This window comes from Candidatus Protochlamydia naegleriophila (assembly GCF_001499655.1).
GTDB classification, from domain to species: Bacteria; Chlamydiota; Chlamydiia; order Chlamydiales; family Parachlamydiaceae; genus Protochlamydia; species Protochlamydia naegleriophila.
On sequence record NZ_LN879502.1, the window covers coordinates 995,704 to 1,017,631 of the forward strand.

A 21,928-nucleotide genomic window follows, 5' to 3' on the forward strand; every position below is an offset into this window, starting at 1 on the left:
GTTCTCCTGTTAGCGGATATCAGCGAAGCTTGGAAAGGGTGCTGGCCGTATCGTTCTCTTGTGATTGTATTAGAGCCTTTTTCGAATGGTATCTAAAAAATTCTTAGGCATCTGTACTTGGATTTAAAGCCAAGCTGCCTATGATGGTAGTCATACTCGGACCTATTCATAGATAGCAAGTTGGGCTTAAAGTGATTGTATCCGAGCTCGAGCTTCCACTCATTCTAATCCGTTCTTCTTATATAAAACATTTTAATTTTTAGAAAAACTTCTTTAGAGCTGGGATGGGTTCCCTTATAAGGGTTTTAGGCAAAGATTGAGATCTTTGAGCCGATTCATATGCCTTTGCTCTGCTTGCCTCATTTCTCTTTGATCCTCTTCTTCAATGTCATCATAGCCCATTAAATGCAAAAGGCCATGAACAAGGTACAGAGTTGCTTCTTCGTAAGGGTCGAGATTATGAGCCTGCGCATAATGAATCGCAGTTTCAGGGCAGATGAAAACATCACCTAGAACGCGATAAGGAGAATCATCCTCTTCATCTAATGGAAATGAGATGCAATCAGTGGTAGAACCGTCATCAAAGTATTCCAGATGTAAATTGGAAATCGTAGGAGTGTCGACAAAATACACGCTGACTTCGTCGCACGTGCGATTTTCCTCTTGCAAAACCTGCTCGACGAGTGGGTCTAGTTGGTCAAGGGAAAATTTTAATGACTCTTGTTGGTCAAAAACGTTAATAATCACGATGGAAAACGTTTGTTAGTAGAAAAAAAGATAGGAAAGTTCTAAAAACCATTTTTCAGAACTTATACATATACATTTTAAAGAGTGTCTGTCTAATGATTCGCAATCACTTTAAACACTCTTTAAAATGGAATAAAAAAGAAATATGTTGAATAGAGGAGGGAAGCTATTATTGTAAGACAGGAGTCTTAGGAAGACCTGTAATACGTTTGTTTTCTGACTCTTTCCAACGGCCAATCTTTTTCAAAACGTCAATTCTTTCAAAGCGCTTTAAAACGTTGCGCTTAGATGCAGTCTTACCTGCTTTACCAAAACTTGGATGTCTAGACATGTGTTAACCTTTCATTTCAGACTTAAAGCGTAAGCTTTATTTAATTTTAGGGATAAAAACGGCTGCAGCGAGATCGCCTTCAATGGCGTTAGCATGTGCTTTAAAACCATTAGGTAGATTATCTTGAACTGGACCAGTTTTGATGCTAGGCTTACGATGCTTGCGAGGAAAACGATTGCGTCTTTCGCCTTGTTTACTCATACGAACCATGTGAATTCTCCTTATAAATGCAAGCTATTAGTATAGAAAGATGGATGAAAATGTGCAAGCTTTTTTCGTGATTATGATAAGTTAATGGCAATGCTCACTCAAATGACTCTCTCATTTTATGACTCAACAACGAAATTTAAACCTATAACCCAAATTCATCAATTGAACTCTTGTAAAAATTACTTGAATATAGCGTTTGTAAAATTAATTGTTAAAATGCTTTTGATAATTATATTTAAAATTAATTTTAAGTTTGATATTATACTTGTAATAATTTATAGATTTGTTTCACTTTATAGAGGATTTTATGGCAATTCGCCACACATCAGACAGTTTGACTCGTTGCGATCCGAATAATTATTCAAATTTCTATGATGCGGGGAAGAGAGTTGATGTAAGGCAGGAGCCAGTCACGGCTACGCAACCGATCAATAAAGATACGCTTGAGATTTCGCGCGATCAGTTAAAGAAAGAAGCCTTGAATCGCCTGCGGCATACTTCGAAATACATGATTTTCCAAACAGGGTTTATGCGTGTTGGAAAGTATCTTTTTTTAGCGGTCGCTTTTCCTCCTTATTTCGTTATCTATGGAATGCCAAAATGGATTTTGGTCCGTGGCTTGCCGGCTATCATGACGATTTGCACAACAGTAGCTGAGAAAGTTAAGCAGAAGGTTAAAAAGCGCATCGAAGTTGTTCAGCAAAAGGTCAGGCAGGCGGTTCTATCTATGCAGCAGCTTGTGCAGCGCCTGATTAGGCCGATTGTAAGGTTGGCCCTAGATATTGGGCAGGCTTTCCATCGCATGCGGCAGACCGCTCAGGTGTTTGTTAAACAGGTTTTAGTGCAGATTAAGAGCCGATTGAAGAAAATTAATCAGACAATGCAGCTATTTAAGCGCACTTCTGAGAGAGTGGGGCACTTGGGCAAGCGTTTGCAGGACCGGGTTCAAAATGGCAAGCGTGCAGTTCAAGAATGGGCAACGACGCAGCTCAATCACGTGAAGGCATCGTTTAATTGGATCGCGCAGATTCCTCAGTGGGGTGGAGTTCAATTGCAGCGCTTGAGCGGCCGCTTTGAGTCGGTCGGACAAAAGTGGAAGGGAAAATTCGAGGTTTCCAGTACGGCGGCTCGTAAAGGGACTGAATGGCTCGCAAAACAAGCTGAGCGCGGCAAGCAGGGGATTGCGAAGCTGTTGAATCCTCTGAGACGCATTTATCAGCAAGCATTGCAGCCTACATGGCGGCAGGCTTTTAGCTTTTTGCGCGGTCAAAGGCTGCGTTTCAAGGGGTTTTGCGGACAGAAGAAGCAGCGAGCATTGCAGCTTTTGCAGCAAGGGCAAGAAAAATTAAAGCAGGTGAGCTATCAAGAGACACTCGATTGGCTTTGCTCTACTTCGCGCTTTGCTAGCTGGCCAGCCTTTTTGCAGTTAATCATTCAAAAAGTTATGGGAAATAGCCTCTTTCAGCTTATTTTCAAAGGAAGTTTTAAGGCGGCAGCGTCTTGTTTAGTTGTCTTCTTAAAAGGATTTGGCTTCTTGATTAACAATGTGTCTCAGGTCTTTCAACTCTTTCGAAATGGGCTAAAGACTCTTTTTCATTCGATTCAGTCGGCAATTTCTTTAGGAACCCGCTTTGTGGCTAGGGGAATTGGCATCGGGAATAGTGGAATTAAAAAGGGCGTTTATGGATCGCTCTTATTCATGATCATGTTGAGCATAATTTGTGCATGGGGTTTTCAATTGCTCGGAGACTTGATGCAAAAGCTTTCTAAGGCCATTCCGTTCAAATCTACCAAAGTGGCCATGCAGGATGAGTAAGAAGGTTTTTTTTAGCATCCATTTATTCATGGTGCGCTTTATTGTGCTGTTGCTAACTATTTGTAGCCTAACGTATTTTTCTTATAGCGATCCCGCTAACCAGGAATCAGCAAGAAGTGAGCAGATTGGCGAGGCTGCCTTCGGGGTTCAATCGACGAGCTATCACCTTCCAAAAGTGCCCCAAAAGCCTATTTTCTGCCTGCTTTCTTCTTCTGTTAAACAGGGATTTATCTCTTTCAGCTATTTGAAGAAAATCCTGCTCGAATTTGATTTGGCCATTCCATTTCAAATGAATGCGTCACTAGCTTTTCACTCGTCGCTATGGCAGCCATTCATATCCTATCAATTTCATCGGCTAAATGTTCTCTCTTCTCAGGCTCATCCTCCAACTCTGCCTCTTTAAATTTTTATTTTTTTTGTGAATAGCCGCGTAAAAGCGCTATTCATTTCTTAAATGATTAGTAACTAATCTATTTGAGTGAAAACCCACATCCATTGAATTGTGGAATAATAATAAATTTTTTAAGGATAATGATGAGTAGTTCAGTGAGTAATACAATAATAGAACAAACGCCTTATCAATCACCTCAAGAGGAGGTGAATGCGAATGAGTTTGTGATCGAGATGTCTTCTATCGACCAGATGACTGTCGAGGCGGCTAAAGAGCATTTTCAGGCTATTGTTCCCCATGTTAGCGATGAGGATGCTTTAAAGAGGCTTTGCGGTCTTTATCTTCCCTCCATGGAAGATCAAAACTTTCGTCGGATAGACCGGATCCGGTTGTGCTATTTGAGTACATTCAAAAAAGATGGTGAAAAGTCCCCATTTCTTGAAGAGCACATCGAGGTTTTTAAGGCTAGTCATCGAGAAGCGCGTCTGAATTTAGGTTGTTTGAAGTATGCCATTTTACCTTTTACGGTGATTTCATCTTCAAGCTTTATAGGCCTTTTGGGGACGACGAGCCTTTCAACGCTCAGAGTCGCGGCAATTTCTGGGACGGTAGGGGCAATAAGCTCTGTCGCTCTTAACATGCTTTCTTTATATATAACGGGAATTAATCCAACTCGTTCTAAAGATGCTGACAATGCCAAGCAATCGATGGTTCAAAGAGTGAAAGGGATATACGATGAATTGGCTAAAGAATTGATGGAGCTTAACCTTTCTTCTCCAGAAAGTGCAAAAGATTTGGCTAATAAAATCGAGGTTCAGTTGCTTCGGGAAGCTGGGGAGCGAGATTACTTGGATAAAAATGATCTGGAAGATATTTTTGATCTTTTTCAAGATGCCATTCTTTACATTAGAAAGGAGCGAGAGTATCCTAGGAGCCATGATCTGAGAGGATATATGTACAATAATAGTTCCGATTCAACTTCATTATAAAGCCATTGCCTTGCTTAGAGGGTGTATAAATCACATGGATTTGATTTATATACCCTCATTTCCTGGATGACGTTTCTCAATCCAAGGCAAGGCTTGTTTTATTGTTTAAAATTAAAGTAAGTGTCTATATTTTTGATGGTTGAAGGCTGACTAGCAAATGCAGCATTTATGAGAGGAAATATGTTAACCGTGATTGCAAAAATCACTGCCCGACAAGATCAAGTTCTTGCAACGAAAGAAGTCTTAGAGAATCTTGTTGCTTCCACTCTTAAAGAAGAGGGATGCCGCTCTTATGAGCTGTATGAGAGTATAGAAGAAAAAAACGTCTTTATTTTCCACGAAGAGTGGGAAAGTAAGGAGTTGTTAGATAGGCATTTAGCTAGCAAGCACATCGCGGATTTTGTAGAGAGATCGCACGAACTGCTTGCAAAGCCTGTTGAGATTGACCTCTTAAAAAAGGTGTAGAATCGCTTTTTCAAGTAGTAGCGAAGAGGTCGTGAATGATCTCTGCCGCTTTTTCTGCTCGCATTTTAAAGTTCTTTAACAAAGAGCCCTTTATCCAGATAGTCTTTGAGCCGCTGCTTAGAGCTTTCAAGCTTCTGGGGATGGGTTTCGTCATAAAGTTCGTAAATTTCATGATATGGCTGGTACGTCTGAACGCTGTGTGAGCATAAATTTAGAAGGAGATCGGCTTGATTGAGATTAGCTCCTTCTTGAGTTGTAATTGCAATCCATTCCATTGTCGAAGACTGGGTGAATACATGAGGGAGAAAATCTTCTTCCGGCTGGCGCCACAAGAGAGTGTCGATGTAATGGCCGGCTTCTGGATTAGGCACTAAAATTAATAATCGCTTTTCTTGATTTAGAGCTTCCTGCGCTTTTGTGCAGATGAATCGAATCTTGGCTTGATTGTCTTTGACTCTGTAGAAAATAATTTTTGGAATTGATTGTTTCATGGCAGGTCATTGGGTTGAATAGTTCTAAAATCGGGCATGACAGTTCCGCACGATATCACACATTTCATCGCCTCTTCAACCTTCATATCGACGAATATAAGCTCTTCCTTTCTAAACTTTAGCATGAAGCCCACTGAAGGATTGGGGGTTCCGGGCACGAAAACGGCGAATGCATCTTCTTTTTGTAGCTTTAATGAATCTTGAGCGACAAATCCAAGGCTTAAGCTGTCTGTTGAAGGATAAGGGACTAACACGACGTGGGAAAAAGAGCTGGAACTTGAGGAAAATGCACTATGCACAACGTCTTGGCATGCCTTGTAAATTTTATTGATGTAAGGGACATGTAGAAGGAGGGTATTGCCTAGCTTAAGGCAGTAATCAATCAAAAACAGCTGCCCGACTAAACCGACGAATGAAATGAAAAGGGTTAAGGTAACCAAGATAACAAGCTTGCTCGCAAATGTTGTAAAAATATTATCTTGCGAGGGCAAGGAGAGGCTCAATTTAGCGAGCATTCCTTGAGCTGCATCCAAAAATGGGGTAGTAAGAAAATTAACTAAAAAGCCCACAATGATGCAAGTCAAGGCAATAGGCAATAAGATAGCAATACCTGTCGAAAAATTTTTCCTCATGATGCCTCACAGCTTTCTTGAGAAATCAAAGGAGAGAATATTTTCTCTGCTTGAGGGGCGGGCCCTTTTTGGATGGGATTAAAAGACGGTGCGATCATTCCGCACGAAATGATGTATTTAAAAGCCTCTTCGACCTTCATATCTAAATAGACCAGGTCTTCTTGGCGGTAGATGACAAGGAAGCCCGATGTGGGATTGGGAGTGGTTGGAACGAATACGGTGACGGCACTGGCAAAGGGAGTTTCCTGTAAGCCTGGCAATCCTTCGCGGGTAATAAAGCCTATTGAATAAGTCGCAGCATTGGGGAAGCGAACTAAGACAACCTGTTTGAAGGAGTTAGTGTTTGAATTGAACAAGGTTTTGATGACGTCTTTGCATGTTTTGTAAATTGAGCTGACAAGGGGGATTTGCTTGACAATGTATTCGGCGAATTTGATCAAGCTACGGAAAAAAAACCACCGCACGATAAACCCAAGTCCGATGGTGATGAAAAATAAGCTTGTTAATATCAGCAGCTGGGCCAGGAGATTTTGCAATTGTTTGGCGCTTAAGAACAGAAATCCTTGTGCAAATAAATCGTAGTGATCGAAGACCGTCTTGACTATTCCTAGAAAAGGCGTTGTCAATAGGTTAAAGACGAAGATAACGATGGCAAGCGTGAGGGCAACGGGAAGCAGTATCACAAGCCCCGTAATGAAGAATTTTTTCATGGTATCATGAACCTTTATTCACCTTGACATAGGATCAAGGAGTGTTTTTGACAAAGAGTGGTAAATAGAATGAAACCAAACAGGACATGAATATTGTCAGGGAACTAAAAAAGGAATCCTGTTGATTCCAATTTCTAGTTTACTTAATCCTTTGCGGTTTCGAAAGCACATTAATATGGTAAAATGATAACTGGAAAGTTCTTATTTTACCATAGCAAGTAGCTTAAGATTAGAGGTTTTAGCGGCGACTACTTTTTTCCAGGCTTTTTTTTGCTTTTTTTAGAAGAGGAGCGGTTTTTAGAAGATTTAACGTTTTTGGGGCGCGCGGTGTTTTTTTGCGAGCTCTTTTTTGGAGCCCATTTTTTATTGAAAAACTTTTCTGATTTCTTTTGAGAAGCTTTTTTGTGTTGCTTTAGGGTTTCTCCTGTTCGTTGAGGGCTGTCAGAGGCGACAATATACCATTTTGTTTCTTGAGAGATAAAGTCAACGCTTTCAAGCATGACGACAAGATTGTCGCCTGGTGCATAGCGCGCTCCATGGCGCGTGCCCCGCAAGAGCATCTGCTCATCTTCGAAAACAAAATAATCCTCACCAAGATCTGAGATGTGAATGAATCCCTCTAATAGAAGATCTATGATCTCAAAGTAGATGCCAAAGTTTTTAACGCGTGTGATGATGGCGCGAAATTCTTGACTCGGATCTTTCTGATGCATTTCTTGAAGCAGGCGCAATTTCTTTAAAACGACAACGCTATTTTCTGCCTTGGCACTGATTCGCTCTTGCTCAGAGCATTGGCTTGCGACTTGTTGGAGATATTCAAAAACGTCGCTTTCACCGAAGAGAATGCGGTGTACGACGAGGTCTACATAGCGCCGAATAGGGCTCGTAAAGTGGCAATAGTGTGTTAAACTTAAGCCATAATGCCCAATATTTTCGGCCGAATAGGCAGCGAGGCGCATGCGGCGAATGTAGCTGGAAGCCAGGTAGTTGCTGTAGGCCGTTTCTCCAGCTTCTTCAAAAAGCTTTTGAAGATCGCGAGGAGTTGGTATGTCAGGCAATCTAAAACCGAAAGCCGTCGCCAAGACCGAGAAGTCGCGTAAATTTTCTTCAGCCGGTTCATCGTGAATGCGATAGGTGAGGTTTTTGCCGCGTTCGCTCAAGTCCCATGCCACGACTTCGTTAGCCTTTAGCATGAACTCTTCTACCATCTGGTGCGTAATGTCATAAGTGATGTAATCAGTTGCATGGGGCTTGCCTTTCTCATCCACCAAGACAACGAGCTCGGGCAGTGAAAACTCAATGCTACCGCGTTCATAGCGCTTTTGTTTAAAGAGCCGGCATAACTCCACCATGAGATCTAAGTTGGCTTTATGAGGGCTGCTTTTTTGCCCATCAAGCACTTTTTTAGCTTCTTTGTAGGTGAAGCGCTTGCAGCTTTTGATGACTGAGCGGCTAAAGCGATAGTCGATTAACTTTCCGGATGCATCGATGCGCATTAAAACTGAAACTGCCAAACGGTTGACATTAGGTTTCAAGCTACATAAGTTTTCGGATAGGGCTCCTGGCAGCATGGGAATGCAGCAGCCGGGAAAGTAAGTGGAGTTGCAGCGAACCTGTGCTTCGGCATCCAGGGCTGTGCCCGGCCTCACATAATGAGAGACGTCTGCAATGTGCACCCCTAGATGATAAATGCCATTGTCATCGCGCGTTAAACTTAAGGCGTCGTCAAAGTCTTTAGCTGTATCAGGATCGATAGTAAAGGTTGTCAGGTGTCTTAGATCTTCTCTACTTTTAATATCTTTTTGTGAGACCACTTTTCCAAGACTTTCGGCTTCTTCTATTGCACGCGTTGTAAAATCAGATCTTAGCTCAAATTCTTCAATGGCGGCATAAATGTCACATGATGGATCAGAGATGTGCCCTAAGTAGTGTGAAAAGCGGCAAAGCGTTTCTGTTTCTTTTGATCCCCAATCGACAATTTCCATGACAATGCGATCGCCAATTTGCAAGGCACGCTCATCGGTTGGATGGAGTACAACGCGTTGCTGCGTTCCAAGGAGGGGGACGTGGACGATAAATGAGCCTTCTTGATCGACATGACGGATGATTCCAGCCATGTGAGTTCTGCCTCTTGATAAAATGGCGATGACTTTTCCTTCCGGGCCTTTATCTGAGATGACTTCTTGATTGACGAGTACTTCGACGACATCGCCATCAACAGCATTTTTAGTCAGGTGCTTTGGAATGAAGATATCTTGGTCGTAGTCGGTTGGCGCGTTGAGTTGAACAAAGCCGAATCCGCGTGGATGCATTTTGATTGTGCCGGTCACTACGTCTGAGCGTGATTTTTTCCAGGCATAGCGATTCTGCTCGCATAGAACTAAATTCGATTCGACTAATTCGTTGAGAACATCTTGGAAAATCGGTTCATGCTGTGGAGGTAAAGCGAGGCGTTGCATTAACTCCTCTTTGCTCAAAGGCATAAAACTTTTGCCGCCCATAAATTGCTCTGTAATTTTAAATAAATTACTAAACAATTTCTCTTCTTTAGCACTTCTTCCGGACGGTTCCTTTTGTTTTGACTTTTTGCTGCTTTTTACCATAAAATTAACGAAATATCCTTGTATGTAATTTAAAAAAGCGACTGTAACATAGGTTGTTAATCTATGCTAGACTAATTCAGCGTTAGAGGGTGTTTACCAAATCAGATCGATTGATTTGTATGCTAAAATTGCCAAAAAGTTGCAAAAAAAATTCGCACTATTCCGAAAAAATTTTACTCCTTTTAGGACGATTTAAACCCGACTTACAGCCTATGAAGATAGCAAGTCGGGTTTTACTTAGCATGAAAGTTTCTAAATGGTATGATTGCGTTGAATTTTAAGTGATTCAAATGCCAATTATTCGCATGGTTGGTGGCTTGCAATCGCAAATATTATGTTAACCTGATGGAAAAAAATGAAATACGATCATCAACAGATTGAAACTAAATGGCAAAAGTTTTGGTTGGAAAATAAGACTTATAAAACCGAAGACGATGTTCAAAAGCCGAAATACTACATTTTGGACATGTTCCCTTATCCTTCCGGAGCTGGGCTCCACGTGGGGCATGTTGTTGGCTACACGGCGACTGATATTCTTTCTCGCTATATGCGGGCCAAAGGATATAATGTGCTGCACCCAATGGGATGGGATAGCTTTGGATTGCCGGCAGAACAATATGCCATTCGGACAGGCACTCATCCAGCTAAGTCTACACAAGAAAATATTGACAATTACCGCCGCCAGCTTCGTTCTCTTGGATTTAGCTATGACTGGGATCGAGAATTGGCTACGAGTGATCCAAGTTACTATAAATGGACGCAATGGATCTTCACGAAGCTTTATGAAAAAGGGCTGGCCTATGAGGCTGAAATGCTCGTCAATTACTGCCCAGCCCTTGGTACAGTATTGGCCAATGAAGAGATTGAAGATGGCAAAACTAAAGATGGGGGATATCCAGTTGAGCGAAGACCTCTTCGGCAGTGGATTCTAAAAATTACGGCTTACGCTGATCGCCTCATTCAAGATTTGGATTTGCTAGACTGGCCTGAAAGCTTAAAGAAGTTGCAAATCAATTGGATCGGAAAGAGCGAAGGGGCTCACGTACAGTTTACTGAAGCGTCGACAAAGGAGCCTATTTCAGTTTTTACGACTCGTCCGGATACCTTATTTGGGGCCACTTACGTCGTTTTGGCACCGGAGCATCCCTTAGTTCCTCGCATAACAACAGCTGAGCAACTTAGTGCTGTTGAAGACTATCAGGCTCAGGTAGCTAGCAAGAGCGACTTAGACCGTACCGAATTGAATCGTGAAAAGACAGGCGTTTTCACAGGAGCGTATGCCATCAATCCTGTTAATGGCCAATCGGTTCCGATCTGGATTTCTGACTATGTGCTCATGAATGTGGGAACGGGCTCTATCATGGCTGTTCCAGCTCACGATGAGCGCGATTTTGAATTTGCGACAAGCTTTAAGCTGCCGATTATTCCTGTTTATGACCCTCAAGATGAAGAAGAAAGTATTCGGCAAGATGTCGTTGCTGGAAAGAAATGCTGGCCAGGAGAAGGGATTAGCATTAATAGTTCGCACGGTGACTTGACTCTGAATGGCTTAAAGGTGGAAGAGGCTAAGCGTGCCACGATCGAATGGCTAGAAAAGAATAAGAAAGGAAAGGCCGCAACAACCTATAAATTGCGCGACTGGCTTTTTTCACGCCAGCGCTATTGGGGCGAGCCATTCCCATTGCTGAAGTTTGAAGATGGCTCAATCCGCATCTTAGATGAAGATGAGCTTCCTTTATGCCCGCCAGAGATTACCAACTACAAACCAACGGGGGATGGCAAGGGACCGCTGACGCAAGTTCGTGAATGGGTAGAGATTGTCGATGCAAAAACTGGCAAGAAAGCTTTTCGTGATACCAATATCATGCCTCAATGGGCAGGGTCTTGCTGGTATTACCTGCGTTTTTGCGATCCGCACAACGACAAGCAGGCATTTGATCCAGAAAAAGAAAAGTATTGGCTTCCTGTCGATTTATACGTAGGCGGAGTGGAACATGCCGTTTTACACCTTCTGTATGCTCGTTTTTGGCATAAAGTGCTCTATGATTGCGGCTATGTCCACACGCTTGAGCCTTTCCAAACACTGCGCAATCAGGGGTTGGTTGTTGCTCGTTCCTATCAGAATCAGTCCCGCGCTTACGTCGAACCTCAGCATGTTCAAGAAAAAGAGGGCAAGTATTACGACCGGCGCACTGGGGAGGAGTTGACTAGCCAAATCGATAAGATGTCAAAGAGTAAGTTGAATGGAGAAAGTCCAGATGACGTTATTCAAGAATATGGTGCAGATGCTCTTCGCATCTATGAAATGTTTATGGGGCCTCTAGATAAAGAAAAAGTGTGGAATACCGATGCTGTTTCTGGAGCGCGTCGTTTCCTCAACCGTTTTTACGACATGGCTTTTTCTGAGAAAGTGTCGAATGAAATTTCTGATGAGGCCTTAAAGCTTGGACATCGTTTGGTTCACGGTGTGACCAAGGACGTCGAGTCGCTGCAGTTTAATACGGCGATTGCGAAGATGATGGAATTTATGAATGATTTTACAAAGCTTCCCATCTACCCTCGCATTGTCGTTCGCATGGCAACCCAAGTGCTGGCTCCCTTTGCACCACATCTTGCCGAAGAGGTTTGGGAGCAACTGAATTGTGAAGAATCGCTTTCTTATACACCTTTTCCCCAGATAGAGGAAAAGTATTTGCAAGACGAGGTGATCACTTACGTCGTACAGGTCAATGGAAAGGTGAGAGGGCGCTTTGAGTTGCCGAAAGATCAGCCTCAAGAGGCTGTTCTGGAAGCTGCTAAGCTTAACCCGCACATTCAGCAATTTATTGGTGGCAAAGAGATTGAAAAGGTCATTTTTGTGCCAAACAAGCTTCTCAGCATTGTACTAGCTTAAAGTCTCTTTTACACGTCAGGCTGCATAGCCTGACGTGTAAAGCAAGCATTCGAGGAGATTTCTTTAAAGGATTGAGCTGCTCATTCCCTCATTTGGAAAAGACCTCGAAGAGTTTATTCTTTATTCTTCATTCTCTTTCAATTTTCCACAGCTAAGTACCTCTACCTGTCCATCTGTGCTAATTAGTAAATCTATGACTTTCATAATCATATTTATAGTATTTAATAGCTTTAATTGATATTGATCAGACTTTAGCCAAATCGTGTCTTTACATATATCGAATTACCATGCACTGCTCGCTGCTCTTATACAGTAAGTTCACGAGGAAAAGGGCTTGTTCCTTTGCTAGAGAATGAATGAAACCAAAGTATAATGATGGCCTTGGTCTAAAATATTTTAGGGAAGGCATTGGCTAACTAGGTAGAACAACATGTATTTAAAGCAACCGAGAAGTGTATTCTTTACCTTCATATTCTTCAGTTTTCTTAATACGGCTTCTCATGCAGCCTGTCCTATACCGGGGTCGGGGATTGTTGTAAATGGGACAACTGCAACAGAAAGTGGGTGTACTATTACCACTGTTGCGACTCCGGGGTTACAGTCCAACTTGGCTGGGACGATCAATTTTAGTAATGGATCGGTTACAACAAGTGGTGGTGGAGCCTATGGAGCGTATGCCAATCGGACTGGCTCCACCATAAACCTCAACAACGTTTCTTTTACAACAGCCAGTGCAAATGCGCTTTTTCTCAATAGTGGGAAAATGAGTTTTAATACCGGTAGCATTTTGACAATAGGTGCATCCACTAATGGCGCTCAATTATTGGGAACGAACTCACTATTAACTTTGGACAATGTGAGTATTCAGACAAACGGAACAGCAGGAGTCGGCTTGTTTGTGCAGTTGGGGGGGAATGCAGTCAATGCGACGAATTGCACCATTACAACAACTGCTAATGGAGGAGAGGGGGTTGATGTAGGTTTGGGCACCGGCGCTGCAAGCTCCGCCTCTCTTAATAATTGCATCATTAATACAGCACAAGGCGTAGGTCCTCCTTCTTTTGGGGCCGTAGTCGCTAGAAATGGCTCTTCTATTGTTGTCCAAGATAGCACGATTAATAGTGAAGTGTATGGCGTACATTCTATTGATGGGGGCGCTTCAATTGTTGTGGACAACACGGCAGTCAATATCAATGCCAATGCCGCTGTATTTGGCGCTTATGCTCAAAATAACACAACAATCACGCTACAAAATAACACAAGTGTCACTACAGCTGGTGGCAACAATGCTCACGGATTTGTCATTCAAGATGGAAGTACAGGCAATGTATTTGATAGCAGCATCGAGACTTCGGGGACAAATGCTCAGGGCATTTTCATGATAGGTTTTAGCGCAGACAACCAAGCAAACATCTCCAATTCCGCTATTTCAACAAATGGAAATGGGGCAAGCGCTATAACAACTTTTGGGAATGTTGGAAGAGTTAATGCGCTTCAGGCTACGAATACAACTTTTTCTGCAGCAAATGAGGATTTAATTTCAATTGCCGGAGGAATTGCAAATATAAATTTTACGGGTGTTTCCGCAGATGCTGCAGCCAATCATCGTCTTCTTTTAGTCGACGGGTCTAATCCTGCTACTTTAAACTGGATTGCTGACACTTCTAATCTTTCAGGAGATATGCAGGTAATAAGTGGCAATACGGGTAACGTGACTTTAGGTAATTCCACATGGACGGGCGCAGCATTGGATGTCACAAACCTTGCAGTCAATTCAAGTACTTGGAATTTAACAGCCAATTCGACTATTACAAATCAATTGATAAATGCCGGAATCATTGATTTCGTCGCTCAAGGAGACATTTTTAAAACATTGACAGTAAGCGGTCCTTATATCGGTCAAAACGGTTCCATGGGGCTTAATACATTTTTGGGAGGGGATGGCTCACCTTCAGATCTGCTTATTATTAACGGTGGAACAGCTTCGGGTAGTACAGCCTTGACGATTCATAATACGACAGGGGGGAGGAGCGCTGACAGTTGGCGACGGAATTTTAGTCGTTGATGCAATCAATGGAGGAACAACGAGCCCTGATGCTTTTTCTTTAGGGAATTTGGTGATCGCGGGTCCTTATGAATATGCCCTATTCCGCGGCGATATGGATGGCACAGATCCTGATAATTGGTATCTGCGCTCTACTCTGGATCCAACTCCTCCATCTCCTACGCCTCCAACACCTGTTCCACCAATTCCAATTCCTCCTATCCCTATTCCTCCAACACCACCAGTTCCACCAACTCCTCCTCCGATTCCTCATTTCAGACGGGAAGTTTCTTTGTATTCCGCCTTACCTTCTACAGTATTGCTTTATGGGCGCGCATTGCTTGACACATTACATCAACGCGTGGGTGATATATCTCAGCAATGTGAATGCGAATGCTATGACTTCAATACAAGTTCATTTTTTAAAAATTTCTGGACTCGTTTCATCAATCAGAATGGCAAGCAGCATGGGGGAGATATTTTCCATCATGGCCCTAATTTCAAATTCAACTTTTCGGCTTTTCAAGCAGGCGTGGACATTTATCGAGGAATCCATTGGGATGGCAGCCGCGATCATGTGGGAGTTTTAGGGGTTATTGGACGCGGTAGAAGCAGTGTAAGGCATTTTATTGCTCATATAAATGCAGGTACGAATAAATTTAATGCTTATACAGCCGGAGCTTATTGGACACACTTTGGTTGTTCCGGATGGTATATAGATAGTGTGCTTCAGACTAGTTGGTACGATCGCATTAAAGCTGACTCGAGACGCATTCGGTCTTTAAAAACTCACGGTCAAGATTTTATGGGGTCGGTTGAAGCGGGGTATCCCTGGAAACTTAAATATTTTACTTTGGAGCCTCAAGCTCAAGTTGTTTATCAGACATTGTCCTTACATGACGCAAGAGAATTCATTGCCAAAATTGATTTTCATAGAACCCAATCTGTTTTGGGAAGGTTTGGTGTACGTTTGTTTAATACCTGGTGTCTCGGGGCTTTTCCTTCTAATGAAGCTCGTCAATTAACTGTATGGATTAGAACTGATATTTGGCACGACTTTCATGGTAAGTCTAAAACATTCTTTCCTTCAGGAGAAGGGCCGATAGGTTTTGTTTCTGATTTACATGGTAGTTGGTTTGAAGGCAGTTTTGGGGTGACGGCTCAGCTTACAGATAGTATCTCTTTTTATGGTTCTTTTAGCGGAGATGTTTATCTTAATGGCCGTGGATATTCTTATGGGGGAATGGCGGGTCTTCAAGCAAATTTCTAACAATCTATGCTTAAGTTGCATGGCTTCATCAGCCTCAAGAGGCTGTTCTAGAAGCTGTGTAGCTTAATCTGCACATTCAGCAATTTATTGGCGGCAAAGAGACTGGTCATGTGTTGCCTAACAAGCTGTTCAGCATATGTAAGATTCTTGCAAAAATCTAGAAAGCGTGAAGGGTTATTTTTTAGGGGTTATTTTAAAGATCTGCGGCGAGGTTAAAGAAAGATGATGGGAGATGAATGCGCTATGACTAGTGCAGCCACTCATCCGAGTGGCTGACATTTTGAAAGAAAGAATTAGCCTTTTTTTCTTGCAAGAAGGGCCATGAAGAGCGGGATTTCTTCCCGACTGCGGTTTTCCATTTTGGCAGCCTTTCCTTCGCTGATCTTATTCGAGCACCACTCTTCGATGAGATCAACGGTGAATCCTGTTTCATATAGCCAGTGAGTATAAGAGGACAAAGGATGGTGGAAAGACCAAGTTTGTTGCGATTCTTTCCCTTTCCCCGGATGCATTTGAATCGGAATTTTCATGTCTGACATGTAGCGGTCGATGCGGCGATATTGGACTTTATTTTCTTGATCTACTTTCCAAGAAGATTGGCGGGGAATGCGAAAGCATGGGTGGTTGAGAACAATGATAAAGGGAGCGTTCGGTTGAAGGTGGCGAGCTGCATTTTGGAAAACTTTGAGAGGGGCTTCAATATTTTGAAGGGCCAAAATGATGGTCGCGTGGGTAAAATCTGTTTTTTTTGTGGGGAGTGGATAGGTTGCATCTCCCTGCATGAATTGATGGTTAGGATTGCGATTGTATTGACGAGCGGAAGTGATCAATTGGGGGGCGATATCGATTCCAGTGTAAGAGACATGTGGCGGAAGATGGCGGCTTAAAACGCCTTGACCGCAAGCCAAATCCAACAATGCTGCTGCCTTTTCTTTGTCCGAAAAATTGAGCATTTTTACGATGTTTGGAATGATAATATTTTGATGATAATAGTGTCCTTGTTCGCCAACAGCATCATCGTACCAGCGACCAACAGAATTCCAAGATGTAGTAGGTTGTTTTGCCATAAATATCAATTTTTCCGAATTTTTTTTTGTCTAAGAATCTCATGATCAGTTATTTTTTGTCGAGCTTCGACTCATATTAGTATCAATTAGAATCAAATAATGCAATTGACGCATTTAATTTTAGTTGATATGATGCCAAAAAATGTTTAAATGCTGAAAGGGAGTCTCAATCAATGGTGTCTTTAGGAGTTAGTTATATGGTTAGTGATCCTTTATCAAAGGCGAATTTCCAGCAACAAGTTGATAGCCTGTCCGCCAAAATTGAAACGTTAGAAAATAAATGCAAGCAGAATGCGAATGCCGTTACCAAAACGGATATTATAGATATCATTCGTGATCTGGAAAGAATAAATGAGACGATTGATACCGATGTGCTTGAAAACAGAAAACTTGTTTTGGCGCAAGGCAAGCAAATTAACGAGCGCATTGCGCAGGCTTTAAACACATTTTTCACTTATCATAAAACGCAGCCATCGACAGTAGCCCAGAAAAACATTGGTGAGTTAATCGCCTCTTTATTTGCTAAGTTAAATACAGAAATGGTTTCTGATGAAACTGTCAAAAATTTAAAAGAGAAGTGGAAGGCTTTTTCACAAAAAATTCAAGAGTCTGGTAAAAGCAAACAAGCATAGGTGGTCGAATGATCATTGAGTCGGTTTTTGAGTCTCAGCATCCTATTCCATCTAAATACACAGGCGATGGAGCCGACATTTCTCCTCCTTTGAAATTTTTACAGCTTCCCTCTAGTGCCAAAAGTTTGGCATTGATTGTCGATGATCCCGATGCGCCGCGAGGCACATTTGATCATTGGATTGTCTGGAATATTCCGCCAAGACTTGAAGAATTATCAGAAGGGGCTCCCGAGCTTCGTGTGAGTGTAGAGTCTAAACAGGGGATAAATGGGTTCGGTCAATCCATTTACCGCGGTCCAGCTCCTCCGCCAGGAAAGCCCCACCGCTATTTTTTTAAGCTTTATGCGTTGGACCAAGAGCTCTCTATTCCTGAAGGATCTAAAAAGACGGATGTGGAAGAGGCTATGAAAGGGCATATCATTGAAAGAGCTGAATTAATTGGAACGTATCAACGCTAAGAGAGTGTCAACATCCATGTCATTTCAGCAGCAATTTTTCTTCGTTTTTGGGGCTTTATTGGGAATGCTTTCAATAGGAGCTGGAGCCTTTGGGGCCCATCTTTTGCGTTCTAAACTTTCTCCTGACTATCTTAACGTCTTTGAAGTTGCTGTACGTTATCAAATTTATCACGCTTTAGCCTTGATTATAGTGGCTCTCTGTCTTGGACCTTTTGCTTCTTCATGGTTCGCTGCGGCAGGGTGGTCATTTATTTTGGGAACAGTGCTGTTTTCAGGAAGTTTGTACATCCTCGTCTTAACAGAAGTGAGAAGTTGGGGAATAATCACCCCTGTCGGCGGCCTCTTTTTGCTCATTGGCTGGGCTTGTTTGGTTCTTGGAGGGATGCTTACTCGTCAAGGCTAGTCAAAGGCGTGTCAAATTGAAATTTAACCTGCCTAGAAATGATTTGAATGTAGGCATTATGAATGTGAAAACCTTAGATCTTTCATCTATTCATTTAATCTTTCATGGATTAGACTTTTTGCAGAATTGTTTTTGTCTAACGTTTTAAATCGATCGTTCCGCCAGCGGATGCGAAAAAGTCTAAAAGCCTAACCCTCTCGTGATTTCATGCAAAAAAACGGTGTCATTTTAAAACCCGGCAAAGATAAAGCTGTACGAAACTACCACCATTGGATTTTTTCAGGAGCCGTGCAAGCCTATCCTGCATTTCAAGATGGTCACATTCTTCCCGTTTATTCTTCAGAGGGGCAATTGCTTGGGAGCGGTTACTTTAATCGACGTTCCGGCATTGCGGGACGCATGGTCTCTTTTGATGCAACGCCTCCCTTAGAAAGCATCGAACAAAGCTTGTTAGCGGCATGGGCCTTAAGAAAGCAATTATTTGATCCGCAAGTGACAAATGCATTCCGCTTGCTTCACGGTGAAGGGGATGGGATCCCGGGTTTGACAATCGATGTGTATGGTGATGTCTTTGTCTTGCAAAGCGCTACCAAAGGAATCGACTTGCTTAAGCCTTGGTTAATCGAAACATTGCAGAAACATTTTCAGCCGCGCTCTATTTATGAAAAATCAGCCTTGCCGTCGCGTAAAGAGGAGGGACTTGGAGATGTTCAAGGTTTATTGGCCGGAGAGGATGTTCCAGAGATTGCATTTCTTGAGAATGGCCTGACGTTTACAACCTCTGTGATGAAGTCGCAAAAGACCGGTTTTTTTCTCGATCATCGAGAAATGAGGCAATGGATTCGTTCGCTATCCCATGGAAAGCGAGTTTTGAATGCATTTTCTTATACAGGGGGCTTTAGCGTCTACGCTTTGGCCGGGGGTGCCAAGCATGTGGATTCGGTGGATATCTCTCAAGAGGCTGTTGATGCATCCAAGAGGCATATTGGCTTGAACGGCTTTAATGCGGCTGAACAAGGATTTATTTGTGCTGATGTGTTTGCTTTTTTACGAGAAAGCAGTCTGCCTTATGATCTGGTAATTTTAGATCCTCCGGCTTTTGCAAAAAGGCATAAAGATATTGTGCCTGCTTGCCGCGGCTATAAAGACATCAATCGCCTTGCCATGCAAAAGATGCCAGCCAGTTCGCTTCTTTTGACCTGTTCTTGTTCACACCATGTAGATGAAAGTTTATTTCAAAAGGTTGTTTTTCAAGCGGCGGTAGACGCTAAACGCAAAGTGCGCATCATTGGAAAACACCGCTTGGCGGGGGATCATCCTGTCAATCTTTTCCATCCTGAAAGCGACTATTTGAAAAGCCTGCTCCTTTACGTCGAATAAGCTATTGATGCAGAGTGTCGTAATCGATGCGTACGCTATCTCCCAATTGCTTAATGCTTTTTAGAGAAAGGGGATAGGCTTGCTTTAAAGTCGCAATCTTTTCTGAAAATAGAGGCAATCCCTGGCTTCCGAGCAAAAGCGCTCCCAAATAGAGAGAAAGACGATTGACAAGCTGTGTTTTGAACAAGTTGGTTTGCAGCGTAGATCCTCCTTCAATTAATACTTGAAGAATACCTCGGCTGCCAAGCAAGTTCCAGGCATCTTTTAAATCGAGCCGTCCATCTCGGTCGGCTGAAATCAAAACGACCTCTGCCCCTCTATTTTCCCACTCCTTCTGCCTGATGCTCGATGAATGACTTGTCAGCACCAAAGTCTGGGCCAGGGATAGGTCGAAAAGAGGGCCTTCGGCCGGAACTCTTCCGTTCCCATCCAAGATAACGCGCAAGGGTTGTTGAGGCAGATGTACAAGAGGGTGCCTGACTGTCAGATTAGGAGTGTCGATAAGAGCCGTGCCAGCCCCTACAATAATTGCTTGAGATTGGGCTCTCTGAAAATGGCCGTCTAGGCGTGCTTCTGGCGAGGTGATCCACTGAGATGTTCCGTCGGCTGCGGCTGTGCGCCCATCTGCGCTTGCCGCAATTTTAATGACTGTATAAGGAAGGCGTGTGCGTCTCTGATAGAGATAGGGAGTAAGAGAGAGACGGGCTTCCTCTTCGCACAGTCCTGTAAACACTTGAATTCCGGCTTCCTGTAAACGCTGAATTCCTTTTCCTTGGACACGCGGATCGGGGTCTTCTTGTGCAATATAAACTTGTTTGATTCCCGCTCGGATAATAGCTTCGACACAAGGAGGTGTGCGTCCAAAGTGAGAGCATGGTTCTAAAGTAACGTATAGTGCGGCGTCTTGTGCCTTTTCTCCAGCCTCATGCAAAGCCTTGACTTCTGCGTGAGCTTGACCTGGAAGGGAAGTATAGCCTTGTCCAATAATTTGCTGATCCTTGACGATGACGCAGCCGACCCAAGGGTTCGGAGGGGCCTGAAAGCGGGCCTTTTCAGCCAGAACTAAGGCTTGTTGCATGAAGATTGTGTGCATGACGATGGGAACTCTCAAACGGTTATCTCTAAAGCTTAGTCAGAGATTCATCATGCTCCTTCTGGGGATTATTTCTCAAGCTAGCCGTTTAAGCCAATAACCAATCAAATTGAAAGAAAAAGTAGTCTTTATTTTAATAGGCGGGAAGAATAGCGGATCCATGAGGTTATGCCTCACACTAGATAGACAAAACTGATTGCCATGAATGAAGAGAAACTTGGCCTGCTTAGTAAAACTACCAAAGAATAAGTACACGAAGAAAAGCGAGGAATAAGAAGCGAACGTCCCTGAACCTTCTAAATCATAAAACCTTTCTTCGTGTATTTATTCTTTGGTAAGTGCAAGGGGAGTCTGAAAAATAAGCCGCGTGGATATCTCGTTGAGTCGTGAAAATGAAATCTAACTTATTAGATTATATGAACTTATGATTAATCTGTCAAGTTGTAGGTCGAAAAGAGGGAGTATTATGGGATTAAATGTGCCTAGGGGTGCCTTGTGTTGCGGAACAAATAGATTGAATTTGCATCTTGATTTACTTTTTTATTTGATCTATCGTAATTATTTTTATTTAACCCTTAGATGATTATGTTACAAAGTACAAAACCAATTATTAGTCCTCAAGCTGCCCTTGCTTTAATTTTATTAGGTCCTCCAGGTTCTGGAAAAGGCACCCAATCTAAGAGACTTGCTCATGCTTATCAAGTTCCACATATTTCTACAGGAGATCTTTTTAGGGAGCACATGTCAAAAGAGACTTCGATTGGCATGCGGGCGAAGGCCTTTATTCAAGCTGGTAAATTAGTGCCCGATGAGGTTGTGATGGATATGCTTTTTGATCGGCTGGAGCATCCCGATTGCTTAAGGGGATACTTGTTAGACGGTTTTCCGCGCACAGTTGCTCAGGCTGATCAATTGGGAAAAAAGCGAGACCTTAAAATGCCTTTTTTGGTTTTGTGTTTAGATGTTGTAGATGATGTCATTGTGCAACGCGCGAGTGGTCGTTTGGTCTGTAAACAGTGTGGAGTCATTTATAACCGCGATTTTTCACCGCCTGTTCATCCAGGTGTTTGCGATAAATGCGGTGGAGAGGTTTATCGCCGCCACGACGATGCTCCTGAAGTTGTTTTGGAGAGATTGAAAGTGTATCATGAGCAAACGCGTCCGCTCATCGAATACTATCGAAAGCAAGAGGTGTTAACCTCTTTTGATGGAAATCAGCCACCCGATGTCGTTTATTCGGAACTGAAAAGATACATCGACAACCATCTTTAAAACTCAATTGGCTGCCTTTATAGGGATTAAA

General features: G+C 42.7%; 21 protein-coding genes. 12 read left to right on the forward strand and 9 right to left on the reverse strand.

Annotated features, from left to right (window positions below; genetic code table 11):
- Positions 1–294: 294 nt before the first annotated feature.
- The 3 genes from ybeY to PNK_RS13630 all read right to left on the reverse strand — a co-directional run bounded on the left by ybeY (position 295) and on the right by PNK_RS13630 (position 1,288).
- Positions 295–747, reverse strand: a complete 453-nt coding sequence (gene ybeY / locus PNK_RS04095; RefSeq protein WP_032125333.1) for an rRNA maturation RNase YbeY — start codon at positions 745–747, stop codon at positions 295–297.
- Positions 748–916: 169 nt separating this feature from the next.
- On the reverse strand, positions 917–1,078 hold the full coding sequence (locus PNK_RS13000) for a small basic protein (protein WP_079992801.1): 162 nt from the start codon (positions 1,076–1,078) through the stop codon (positions 917–919).
- A 36-nt stretch (positions 1,079–1,114) separates the two neighbouring features.
- A complete protein-coding gene (locus PNK_RS13630; RefSeq protein WP_173636862.1) occupies positions 1,115–1,288 on the reverse strand; it encodes a hypothetical protein in 174 nt (57 codons plus the stop codon).
- 307 nt (positions 1,289–1,595) lie between these two features.
- On the opposite strand from PNK_RS13630, the gene PNK_RS04100 reads away from it, so the two are divergent.
- From PNK_RS04100 to PNK_RS04115, 4 genes are all read left to right on the forward strand, one after another.
- Complete coding sequence (locus PNK_RS04100) at positions 1,596–3,104, forward strand: hypothetical protein (protein WP_059060473.1); 1,509 nt, start codon at positions 1,596–1,598, stop codon at positions 3,102–3,104.
- Positions 3,097–3,507, forward strand: coding sequence for a hypothetical protein (locus tag PNK_RS04105; protein WP_059060475.1), 411 nt, complete (start codon positions 3,097–3,099; stop codon positions 3,505–3,507). The genes PNK_RS04100 and PNK_RS04105 overlap by 8 nt, the downstream gene beginning before the upstream one ends.
- Before the next feature lie 143 nt (positions 3,508–3,650).
- Positions 3,651–4,484 carry a hypothetical protein gene (locus PNK_RS04110; RefSeq protein WP_158021692.1) on the forward strand — a complete coding sequence of 278 codons (834 nt, stop codon included), beginning with the start codon at positions 3,651–3,653 and terminating at the stop codon, positions 4,482–4,484.
- 168 nt (positions 4,485–4,652) lie between these two features.
- Positions 4,653–4,949 (forward strand): putative quinol monooxygenase, encoded by a 297-nt coding sequence (locus PNK_RS04115; RefSeq protein ID WP_231909289.1) that lies wholly within the window; start codon positions 4,653–4,655, stop codon positions 4,947–4,949.
- Between the two features lie 65 nt (positions 4,950–5,014).
- Here the strand turns inward: PNK_RS04115 and PNK_RS04120 are convergent, their stop codons facing one another.
- The 4 genes from PNK_RS04120 to rnr all read right to left on the reverse strand — a co-directional run bounded on the left by PNK_RS04120 (position 5,015) and on the right by rnr (position 9,385).
- Complete coding sequence (locus PNK_RS04120) at positions 5,015–5,440, reverse strand: DNA polymerase III subunit chi (RefSeq protein WP_032125338.1); 426 nt, start codon at positions 5,438–5,440, stop codon at positions 5,015–5,017.
- The gene (locus PNK_RS04125) at positions 5,437–6,072 is read right to left on the reverse strand and encodes a DUF502 domain-containing protein (RefSeq protein WP_059060478.1); all 636 of its coding nucleotides are present in this window, start codon (positions 6,070–6,072) and stop codon (positions 5,437–5,439) included. The genes PNK_RS04120 and PNK_RS04125 overlap by 4 nt, the downstream gene beginning before the upstream one ends.
- Positions 6,069–6,782 (reverse strand): DUF502 domain-containing protein, encoded by a 714-nt coding sequence (locus tag PNK_RS04130; protein ID WP_079992802.1) that lies wholly within the window; start codon positions 6,780–6,782, stop codon positions 6,069–6,071. Before PNK_RS04130 ends, PNK_RS04125 begins: the two co-directional genes overlap by 4 nt.
- Before the next feature lie 248 nt (positions 6,783–7,030).
- Entirely contained in the window at positions 7,031–9,385 is a 2,355-nt protein-coding gene (rnr, locus tag PNK_RS04135; protein WP_079992803.1) for a ribonuclease R, read from the reverse strand.
- Between the two features lie 355 nt (positions 9,386–9,740).
- Here rnr and leuS point away from each other — a divergent pair, with 355 nt between their 5' ends.
- The 3 genes from leuS to PNK_RS04150 all read left to right on the forward strand — a co-directional run bounded on the left by leuS (position 9,741) and on the right by PNK_RS04150 (position 15,592).
- On the forward strand, positions 9,741–12,278 hold the full coding sequence (gene leuS / locus PNK_RS04140) for a leucine--tRNA ligase (protein WP_059060480.1): 2,538 nt from the start codon (positions 9,741–9,743) through the stop codon (positions 12,276–12,278).
- A 607-nt stretch (positions 12,279–12,885) separates the two neighbouring features.
- Positions 12,886–14,343, forward strand: a complete 1,458-nt coding sequence (locus tag PNK_RS13860) for an autotransporter outer membrane beta-barrel domain-containing protein (protein WP_158021693.1) — start codon at positions 12,886–12,888, stop codon at positions 14,341–14,343.
- A 4-nt stretch (positions 14,344–14,347) separates the two neighbouring features.
- On the forward strand, positions 14,348–15,592 hold the full coding sequence (locus PNK_RS04150) for an autotransporter family protein (protein ID WP_269446531.1): 1,245 nt from the start codon (positions 14,348–14,350) through the stop codon (positions 15,590–15,592).
- Positions 15,593–15,885: 293 nt separating this feature from the next.
- Here the strand turns inward: PNK_RS04150 and PNK_RS04155 are convergent, their stop codons facing one another.
- Positions 15,886–16,659 carry a class I SAM-dependent methyltransferase gene (locus tag PNK_RS04155; protein WP_059060486.1) on the reverse strand — a complete coding sequence of 258 codons (774 nt, stop codon included), beginning with the start codon at positions 16,657–16,659 and terminating at the stop codon, positions 15,886–15,888.
- A gap of 173 nt (positions 16,660–16,832) precedes the next feature.
- On the opposite strand from PNK_RS04155, the gene PNK_RS04160 reads away from it, so the two are divergent.
- The 4 genes from PNK_RS04160 (at position 16,833) to PNK_RS04175 (ending at position 19,532) form a co-directional block, all read left to right on the forward strand.
- Entirely contained in the window at positions 16,833–17,291 is a 459-nt protein-coding gene (locus PNK_RS04160) for a hypothetical protein (protein ID WP_158021694.1), read from the forward strand.
- Positions 17,292–17,299: 8 nt separating this feature from the next.
- Entirely contained in the window at positions 17,300–17,749 is a 450-nt protein-coding gene (locus PNK_RS04165) for a YbhB/YbcL family Raf kinase inhibitor-like protein (protein ID WP_059060489.1), read from the forward strand.
- Between the two features lie 4 nt (positions 17,750–17,753).
- Positions 17,754–18,152 (forward strand): DUF423 domain-containing protein, encoded by a 399-nt coding sequence (locus tag PNK_RS04170; RefSeq protein WP_231909291.1) that lies wholly within the window; start codon positions 17,754–17,756, stop codon positions 18,150–18,152.
- A 207-nt stretch (positions 18,153–18,359) separates the two neighbouring features.
- The gene (locus PNK_RS04175; protein WP_059060491.1) at positions 18,360–19,532 is read left to right on the forward strand and encodes a class I SAM-dependent rRNA methyltransferase; all 1,173 of its coding nucleotides are present in this window, start codon (positions 18,360–18,362) and stop codon (positions 19,530–19,532) included.
- A 1-nt stretch (position 19,533) separates the two neighbouring features.
- Here the strand turns inward: PNK_RS04175 and ribD are convergent, their stop codons facing one another.
- Positions 19,534–20,643, reverse strand: coding sequence for a bifunctional diaminohydroxyphosphoribosylaminopyrimidine deaminase/5-amino-6-(5-phosphoribosylamino)uracil reductase RibD (gene ribD, locus PNK_RS04180; RefSeq protein ID WP_231909292.1), 1,110 nt, complete (start codon positions 20,641–20,643; stop codon positions 19,534–19,536).
- A gap of 567 nt (positions 20,644–21,210) precedes the next feature.
- On the opposite strand from ribD, the gene PNK_RS04185 reads away from it, so the two are divergent.
- Entirely contained in the window at positions 21,211–21,897 is a 687-nt protein-coding gene (locus PNK_RS04185; protein ID WP_231909293.1) for an adenylate kinase, read from the forward strand.
- Positions 21,898–21,928: the final 31 nt, after the last annotated feature.

Excerpts from the sequence above, each read along its gene's own strand:
- PNK_RS04125 (WP_059060478.1), bottom strand. The coding sequence starts at position 6,072 with ATGAGGAAAAATTTTTCGACAGGTATTGCTATCTTATTGCCTATTGCC.
- PNK_RS04155 (WP_059060486.1), bottom strand. The coding sequence starts at position 16,659 with ATGGCAAAACAACCTACTACATCTTGGAATTCTGTTGGTCGCTGGTAC.
- PNK_RS13000 (WP_079992801.1), bottom strand. The coding sequence starts at position 1,078 with ATGTCTAGACATCCAAGTTTTGGTAAAGCAGGTAAGACTGCATCTAAG.
- rnr (WP_079992803.1), bottom strand. The coding sequence starts at position 9,385 with ATGGTAAAAAGCAGCAAAAAGTCAAAACAAAAGGAACCGTCCGGAAGA.
- PNK_RS04185 (WP_231909293.1), top strand. The coding sequence starts at position 21,211 with ATGTTACAAAGTACAAAACCAATTATTAGTCCTCAAGCTGCCCTTGCT.
- PNK_RS04115 (WP_231909289.1), top strand. The coding sequence starts at position 4,653 with ATGAGAGGAAATATGTTAACCGTGATTGCAAAAATCACTGCCCGACAA.
- PNK_RS04100 (WP_059060473.1), top strand. The coding sequence starts at position 1,596 with ATGGCAATTCGCCACACATCAGACAGTTTGACTCGTTGCGATCCGAAT.
- PNK_RS04160 (WP_158021694.1), top strand. The coding sequence starts at position 16,833 with ATGGTGTCTTTAGGAGTTAGTTATATGGTTAGTGATCCTTTATCAAAG.
- PNK_RS13630 (WP_173636862.1), bottom strand. The coding sequence starts at position 1,288 with ATGGTTCGTATGAGTAAACAAGGCGAAAGACGCAATCGTTTTCCTCGC.
- PNK_RS04120 (WP_032125338.1), bottom strand. The coding sequence starts at position 5,440 with ATGAAACAATCAATTCCAAAAATTATTTTCTACAGAGTCAAAGACAAT.
- PNK_RS04130 (WP_079992802.1), bottom strand. The coding sequence starts at position 6,782 with ATGAAAAAATTCTTCATTACGGGGCTTGTGATACTGCTTCCCGTTGCC.
- leuS (WP_059060480.1), top strand. The coding sequence starts at position 9,741 with ATGAAATACGATCATCAACAGATTGAAACTAAATGGCAAAAGTTTTGG.
- PNK_RS04165 (WP_059060489.1), top strand. The coding sequence starts at position 17,300 with ATGATCATTGAGTCGGTTTTTGAGTCTCAGCATCCTATTCCATCTAAA.
- PNK_RS04175 (WP_059060491.1), top strand. The coding sequence starts at position 18,360 with ATGCAAAAAAACGGTGTCATTTTAAAACCCGGCAAAGATAAAGCTGTA.
- PNK_RS04105 (WP_059060475.1), top strand. The coding sequence starts at position 3,097 with ATGAGTAAGAAGGTTTTTTTTAGCATCCATTTATTCATGGTGCGCTTT.